Source organism: endosymbiont GvMRE of Glomus versiforme (assembly GCF_003546845.1).
In genome coordinates, this window is sequence record NZ_NWVA01000001.1 from 96,863 (window position 1) to 104,293 (window position 7,431).

6 protein-coding genes (1 of these 6 running past the window's edge) are annotated in these 7,431 nt (G+C 36.6%); 3 read left to right on the forward strand and 3 right to left on the reverse strand.

Translation table 4 applies throughout. The features are described 5' to 3' along the window. Window positions 1-6 precede the first annotated feature (6 nt). On the forward strand, window positions 7-609 hold the full coding sequence (locus GvMRE_RS00525; protein WP_147409349.1) for a hypothetical protein: 603 nt from the start codon (window positions 7-9) through the stop codon (window positions 607-609). After that, on the forward strand, window positions 602-1,699 hold the full coding sequence (locus tag GvMRE_RS00530) for a hypothetical protein (protein WP_147409351.1): 1,098 nt from the start codon (window positions 602-604) through the stop codon (window positions 1,697-1,699). Before GvMRE_RS00525 ends, GvMRE_RS00530 begins: the two co-directional genes overlap by 8 nt. A 532-nt stretch (window positions 1,700-2,231) precedes the next feature. Here the strand turns inward: GvMRE_RS00530 and GvMRE_RS00535 are convergent. Further along, window positions 2,232-4,445 (reverse strand): hypothetical protein, encoded by a 2,214-nt coding sequence (locus tag GvMRE_RS00535; protein WP_147409359.1) that lies wholly within the window; start codon window positions 4,443-4,445, stop codon window positions 2,232-2,234. 82 nt (window positions 4,446-4,527) lie between these two features. Here GvMRE_RS00535 and GvMRE_RS00540 point away from each other — a divergent pair, with 82 nt between their 5' ends. Next, window positions 4,528-5,187 carry a hypothetical protein gene (locus GvMRE_RS00540; protein WP_147409360.1) on the forward strand — a complete coding sequence of 220 codons (660 nt, stop codon included), beginning with the start codon at window positions 4,528-4,530 and terminating at the stop codon, window positions 5,185-5,187. Between the two features lie 5 nt (window positions 5,188-5,192). On the opposite strand, the gene GvMRE_RS00545 is transcribed toward GvMRE_RS00540, so the two are convergent. Together GvMRE_RS00545 and GvMRE_RS00550 are read right to left on the reverse strand one after the other, a co-directional pair. After that, window positions 5,193-6,230: a hypothetical protein gene (locus GvMRE_RS00545; protein WP_147409362.1), complete on the reverse strand. Its 1,038-nt coding sequence runs from the start codon at window positions 6,228-6,230 to the stop codon at window positions 5,193-5,195. Beyond that, window positions 6,223-7,431, reverse strand: the 3' portion of a protein-coding gene (locus GvMRE_RS00550) for an AAA family ATPase (protein WP_147409364.1). It continues 258 nt past the right edge of the window; 1,209 of the gene's 1,467 nt are visible here — the last part of the coding sequence; its start codon lies off the right edge, out of view; its stop codon occupies window positions 6,223-6,225. The genes GvMRE_RS00545 and GvMRE_RS00550 overlap by 8 nt, the downstream gene beginning before the upstream one ends.

Consider the following 7,431-nt stretch of genomic DNA (forward strand, 5'->3'; position numbering starts at 1 on the left):
TAAACCATGAATAGAATATTAAGTATTGACCCCTCAGGGACAGGAACCACAGGAATTTATTTTCGGAATGGCAAGCAGGAAAGATTTAATCACTATCAAGGAAAGGAATGACAAAAACACTATGATTTTATTGCTTCTTTAGTGAAAGTATACCGACCTAATATTTTGCTTTACGAACACACGAATTTTATCAGTCTGAGAGGAAAAGATATGACAGCCTTACTTAAACTCTTTGGAGGGATTGAATGTTTGAAGCATGTTTTTCCTAGGATTGAAGAGATTAGGACTGTTCCGGTAAACCAAGTCAAATCCCTCAAAGATAAGTTATTGAAAGGAATTAGGAAAATAGATGGCTTAGAGTTTGCCAAAGGTAGAGGCAAAGGCTGAAGTTGAAAGGGTCAAAAGATAAGCCCTCATGAATTAGATGCTTGGTTGGTTTATTTTTTGGGTAAGAAAGATTTAGAAGACACAGAGTGGTATGAGCCTCATTGTGAATACTGTAATGAGTTCAACTGTGTTTGTCCAACTATTTGCCGTGAACTCTGTGAAAACTGTGGAGAGGAACAATGTTTTTGTGAACCTGAACCAGAGGAGGAAGACCATGACTAAACTAATCAACTGAAAATCCATTTATAAACTCTCTCCACTTTTTCACATCTACTTCACAAGCCGAAAGAGAGGCAAGTCCGACACCAAAGGCTGGTCATTCCTGGAAGCCATAACCAAAGACACTAATTTCCGTTTTGCTTGAATTCGGAGAAGGTGACATGATAGTTTACTTTCCACCAAGCCTTTTTTTGAAGACCTAGTAGCAAAGTTTTGTGAGGAAACAGGACTTAACCGAAACCATTTTGAAATCAAAGAACGAGGTCTCTTCTACCAAGGAGCTAAAAGAATAGACTTTTATGATTTGTTTAGTTATCAGAGAGCAAGAGGAGCCATAGCCAGAACTGTCTACCAAGAAATTGTCTTTGAAGAGGCAATTCCTATTGACCAAGAATTTTTATATGTCGGTGGCAGAACGGAACAGTGGATGTTCAAAGACCTCATTGACAGCCTAAAAGGTCGGAAGGGCAAGGACGGCAAGAAGTTGCCTCTCACCACCAAAATCACCTTTTTAGCCAATCCTTATTTATTCTCAGCTTGGTTTTTGGATGTGTTTAAGAATATTCATAAACTCCGGAAGTTGGCAGAGGAAAAGAAAGTTAAAGGGGATAATTCGGGTGTGTTGGAAGTGGTCAAGGATGAAAATGGTGTGGAATGATTACTTTACTTGAACTTAATTGAAGGTGAATATGATGCTCACTCCCGAGCCTTAGAAGAGAAAATAAACCCTAGCACAGTAAATTGAGATGATTTCATGATTGATGAAGACCAAATGAAAAAGTATCGGATAGTTTACTCTGTTCAAGACTTCTTTTTCTGTGAACTGGGAGACAGGAAAGTTCATAAGAAATATGCTTTACTACATTTCACCAAAAACACTAAGCAGACTGATAGCACTCTCATTAATTTTTGCTTTGATTGAGAGGAAGTGGCTAAATCTAAATTAAAAAACTGTCGTTTACGGAAGAAGGAAGAAATAGTTAAGAAGTGAGTGAAGTTATTAAAAGAAGGAATGTTGAGGTTTCGAGATTATCGGGGGAGAGATTGATTTTTAGAACAAATAAAAGGAGTTCAAGCCTCAACTAAGAAATAACCTTTATTAAGGAAAAGTATAACAAAAAGCACAGTAAAAAAACTATCCACATAATTTATAGTGAAAGGGTAAAAGTGTTATAAAAATGCTTAGGTTTTCCATGTCAAGGATGATTAGTTTACACACTCTGAAACTTTCTAAAATGTTATCCTAAGAAAAAAAGGTTTTTTAGGATGAGTTCTGTTCTTAGTGTTCCAGTTAGAAAAACACCTCTCCAAGTCTAGTATTTTACAAGACTTAAAAGGGATGTAATTAGACTTGACACGATAAGGTATCTAAGCAAAAACAGCACTAAAGAGGAGAATTGAATGGGTAAAGTTAGTTGGGTTTTGTCGACCCTTGCCTTATATTTCCCTTTATGTTTTTGCTGGTTTTTATTGGGTGAGGGTATTTATAGGTGAATGTTTTTTGTTTAGGGAAATGTTGAGAAAGTTATTGTTTTTTTCTAGTTAGGAAATAAATTAGGATGCTGATTAATCCTAGGAGGGTTATTGTTCTTAGAATTTAGGCTGACATATCAGAAATAATTTTTTTAATCTCCATCTTCATCATCTCCTCCTGGGTCATTATCTCCCGGGTCAACATCTGTTGGGTCTGGGTCTTGTCCTGGGTCAGGTTCACTTGGGTCAACTTCGGGTGGGTCAGGTTCGATTGAAGGAGGGTCAATGTCTGGAAACTCATCTGGGTCAGCTGGGTCAATGTCCGGAGGGATATCTGGCTCGATTGGTGGTATTTCTGGTTCACCTCCACTTGGGTCAAAAGGGTCAACTTCGGGAAAGTCATTATCAGGGACAATGTCTCCTTCTCCTGGTTCGGGGATGTTTATTTCGGGGTCAGAAAGGGGTATTTCCAATTCTCCACCTGAGCCTGCTGGTGGACTTCAATCCAAAGCATCGAAATCATCACGACTAGGTTGTTTTTGTCATTCTAGTCTGGTGCTACCTCCTCCTTTGGTTGTTCATCTTATCGTGCCACCTTGGGGGATGAAACCGTATGCTTCGGTGAATGGTTTATTATCTTTACCACGAATATATTGTCCCGTGAATTCTCAGACATCACCAGTAGAACCAGGACACCAACCAGCTGAATTAGTAGTAGAAGCATGGGTAGTTGTCAGTCATTCAAAATAAGGGTCTCATGGTATTCCTTTTATGATATGGTCTAAATTGTCTCCATGAAAATCTAAGTCATTGGCAAAACCATAACCAGGAATATCTCGGTTAATTTGTTCAGGGGCAGTTTCACCTTTTTTGCCTGATGCTCCACAGCCGATACAAGAGTATACATCTATGAATTCTTTGACAGGTTTATTAAACTTCAAATCAAATCCCCCTCGGCTATGTCCATCAGCTAAATCATTATCGGTAAATGAAGTAGGGAATTTGACACATCAATGGTCTTTTGAACCATCTTCATAGGTAATGAAATAATGAGCTCTTTGGTGATAGTTTGAGCCTTTGGTTCGATTGATTTCATTGGTTCAGGATTCATCTCCTGATTGGATGGCTTGGGCTGTGTAGGAATCAATTCCTATTCCTGACCTAACCACTTGACTATTGACAGGGGCAATTCCCAAATCAGGATTAACAAAATGTTCTTTTTTGTCATTATAGAATGTGACACCCCGAGCAAAACACTCTGCCATTTTGCCTCCTGGGTCGTAATCTAAATCTAATCTGCCTTGAATGAAACCTGGTCGGAGAATGTGTCCGAGTTTTTCAAAAGTGATATTTAGTGGATAGGTGATGGGATTTTCGTTATTGTTGTGTTTGAGATTGTTAAATAGTGTCTTGCTAATGTAAATCCTTGCTTCATATCGAGGAGTAAAAGAGCGTAAAGCAAAATCATATAAATTATAAGGAAACTGAACTGAGTTAGAGTGAAATACCGATGGTTCTAACATACTTTCTCCTGTTAAAGAAGTGCTAGTAAATAATCGTTGAGTTTGTAATTCTTGTGTTTTGTTAATCTTTTCTCTATCTAGACCCATACTTTTAAAACCATCCTTGCCAGTCATTAAATCTTTGGTTAATTTTTCCATGGGCTTTTTGGTTTTGCTGGCATCAATTGCTCCCAAAGAAAGTGCTTTTAAGATACCAGAGCCTATACTTTTGACTGTATTTTGAACGGCATCGATGGTATCTCGAACTAAATTTCAAGTCACTATTCCTTGTCTGACATCTAACTTTCACTTAAAAGGAATTTCTCCTGATTGAAAAACAAAATAAGTCCCAGCAGGAGAAACTGAAATATCTACGATAGCTCTGATTTTGCTGTTCTCGTCAATATTCATGTAAGCAAGATTATTAAAAAAGATGACATTTTTTAAATGGTAAAACTGAAAAGTAGAATGCTTATATAAGTGTGGTTGTTCGATTAGCTCATTAGGTAAATTAATAGTTAATTCTTGTCTTCAAGTTTTGAACAGACATTTATCCTCATAGTAATTACTCGGAGCAACAAAAACATCATACTGCTCACTTTTGGTTAGCAAACTGGTTCAATCATCAGGTTTAACTTTTTCAACGAAATAGGAACCAGGAATAAGTATTTCAGTGTCTTTAATTCCTCCTGGTCCTCCAAACATATCGGGGAGTTGTCTTAATCTAAATAAGGCTCATTTGATATTTATTTGGTCATCCAAGTCTACACCGTGAATCTCTTTATTACTCAAATCAGAGCAAAAAGGAAAGCATAATCTATCTTTTTCTTTTAAGTTGACTACTCCTGTTGGTTTTGTTGGCATATATTATATTTTAGTTATAAAATATAAAAATTGTTAGTATTGAATTAGTAAATTTGGTGATATGTCAAAAAATTATTATATTATGAGTGAAGAAATTAAAAAGTGTGATAACTGTAATTATCAATTTCCCGACTGGTCTGTTTATTATACTGTTGATGAGAAAAGTTTATGTGAAAATTGTTATAAAGCAAGAGTAAAAAAAGAAGAAAACATAAGAAAAAAATGAAGAGAGTATAAAAATGATGATTTTAACTGTATTATCTGTAATGCTAGTAAATATAAAGAAGCAAAGGAAAAATTACTGACCGAAGCCGAAGGATGAGAAATAAAGAAAAAAAGACAACTACAAGAAGACTTAAAAAAACTAAATGAAATAATTTCTGATATAGGAGAAATGAAATGTCATATTAAGCAGGTTGGAGATGTTCACAATGAATATGCACCAACAGGATTAGGTATAATTTCTTATAGTCCTGACGAAATATGCCGAAATTGTGGTGTCACAGTAAAGAAAAATGACTATGGTGATGTTAGACCAATAGAACATAAAAAGAACTGTCAAATCTCCAATCAATCTCAACCCTCAAATCAAACAAAATCAAATAAATCAACCACTAACTCAACAACACAAGAGAGAGAGAGAGAGAGCAAAACAAATTATTTCCCTTGAATTCTTGGCAGTATAGCAATAATAACCCTCATAGCAACCTTAATCTGATACTTTACTAGGAAAAAAGAGTAATAATCTTATCCAGCTGGTAAATTCCTCCCCCAATAAATCGGATGACTATCACTCTTAAAAGCCCCATAAGCATTTACCACTCACGGCAATTCCCTCCAAACTCAATCTTCCCTCATTCAAATCCTTATATACAATCTCTTCGGGTCAACCATCTCATATTTTTCCAAAACATAAACCCTCACACTTTTCTGGTGAAAATTCACCACAAATAAATAAGGATTATTCAAATTAAAACCTTTTCTATTTTGGCAAGTTATTTCTAATCCCTCATGAGTGTCTTTCTTAATAAATCCCAGTTGTAAGAAAGGTAAACCATCACTAATACTCTCGGAGCCTAAGTCAAATAATCTATCCCTTGCTTGTTCCATGTTTTTTAAAGATTGTTTTCATTCACTTTCCCCTAATTTTCCTGCCTCTCAATCTTTAAGAAAACCTTTTAAAGCCTGCCAAATCCCTCGGGCAGTATCAGTGCCTTTTTGTTCGATGAGGTTAAGTCATTTTCGGTAAAATACCCAAGAGATATTGAGGTTAGTTCTTCCCTCTTTTAGTTTTTCAATATCAGCCTCAATTAATTCTTGTAATCTTTCCTCTTCAAAGAAAATAACCTCATTAAATCCTTCTCAAACTTTCTTGGCTTCTACTTTGCCGAGATATTCTCTTTCAAAGATAAGTAAATCTAGGAAAAGACTGCTGCTTTCACCAATGATTTTGTTGTTGAGTAGTCTTTTACATCGGAATAGCAGAGTTTTGTCTCCTTCGGGGCTTTCCAAAACTGGGTAAATATTCTCTTCAAAATAACCAGCAAAAGAGTTGATTAATCCTTCTACTTTTCCATTTAATTCTTGGCAATAGTTGGTGAATTTAGTCTTAATTTCTTGGTAAGTTTTAGGCAAGGGCAAAAGTTTATAGTCTTTATTTCACATATTAGGATACTGGTCTTTCATGCGAGAGAAATCCACGAAAAGAAAAAGACTGTCCCACAGTTCCTTTCTCGTATTGATGTCTTTTTCAGTTATTTCATTAGTTTGCTCTAAATTACTCATAATACTCTCCTCCCATATTCTCCTCTCAACCAGAAGCCAAGTTTAAGTTTTTAATAAAACACATACAATTAACTTTGTGATTATTCCTAATATCTTTGGCATAAGGACAATTCTCGTCTTTGCCTTCCCTTTGTAAAAAGTCTCAATCATAGTTTATGGGGTCCTCGGTTAGAGGGCTTTCAGGCTCCAAGAAATCACTAATCAGAGTAGGGATTAGTTTCAGTAAAATATTATTCTTGGCTCCTCGGATAGAGAAAGTTCAAGTGAGAGTTTTCTTTAAGAGTTCTTCTTGGTTGAAAAGGTGATAAATCTCTTGTCAATTCTTGCCGTAAATTCTTTGGAAAGCATTGTTGAGCTTTTTTAATTCAGACTGTAAAACCACCCTCACTACTTCCAACCTTTCCAAATAACCAAGAGGCAACACTTCTACTCGGATGGCAAATCTATCAGCCACGAAACTAGGGACATCTTCGGGACGGTTCACGGTGCTGATAAAGATACATTCATTAGTGGGAGTAGGGAAATCTAAAAAAGTGTCTCGGTAGTTTTTATTATTAGTGATATCAGTAGGTATCCCGGCAGCTTCTTTACATTCTCGGGCAGCCTTTTCAATCTCGTCAAAAACAATCACACAAGCTCGGTCTTCATAACGGCTGATGGCTTTCAATACTTCTCCGGGTTCGGCTCCAGGGTTTTCAATGTTAGTTCCCGTAATTAAAGAAGCATTTAATTTGCCGTTCATGCCGATTATATGTAATCCTCTGCCTAATGCTCGGGCTATGGCTTGGCTAATATAAGTTTTTCCGAGTCCTGGTTCTCCTAAAAGCATAATCATTAACTGGGCTGGAGGTGGGGTGTTATTTCTTTTGGCAAAGTGATAACTACGAAGGTATTTTTCCACTATTTGGATGATATTTTGATAGCCGATTACTTTCTGGTAGCCTTCCTCTTCTCCTCTAATTCTGGTGCGGAAGACTTCGACAGTGGGGAGTTCTATGTATTCGGGTTCATAGGCTTTGAGACAACCTTCGAGGTTTTTTAGCCTTAAAGCAATTCTGGGCTTACGGTTGGAGGTGTCAGGGAGTTTTTTTCACTCTTTTTCGGTTTTGGTGTGGAGGATTTTTAATCTTTCTAGGTAGGGAATAGTTTCATCTCACTCATTTCCTTCGGGAGGTTTAGTGGTTCCGGTTTCTTCGGTCAT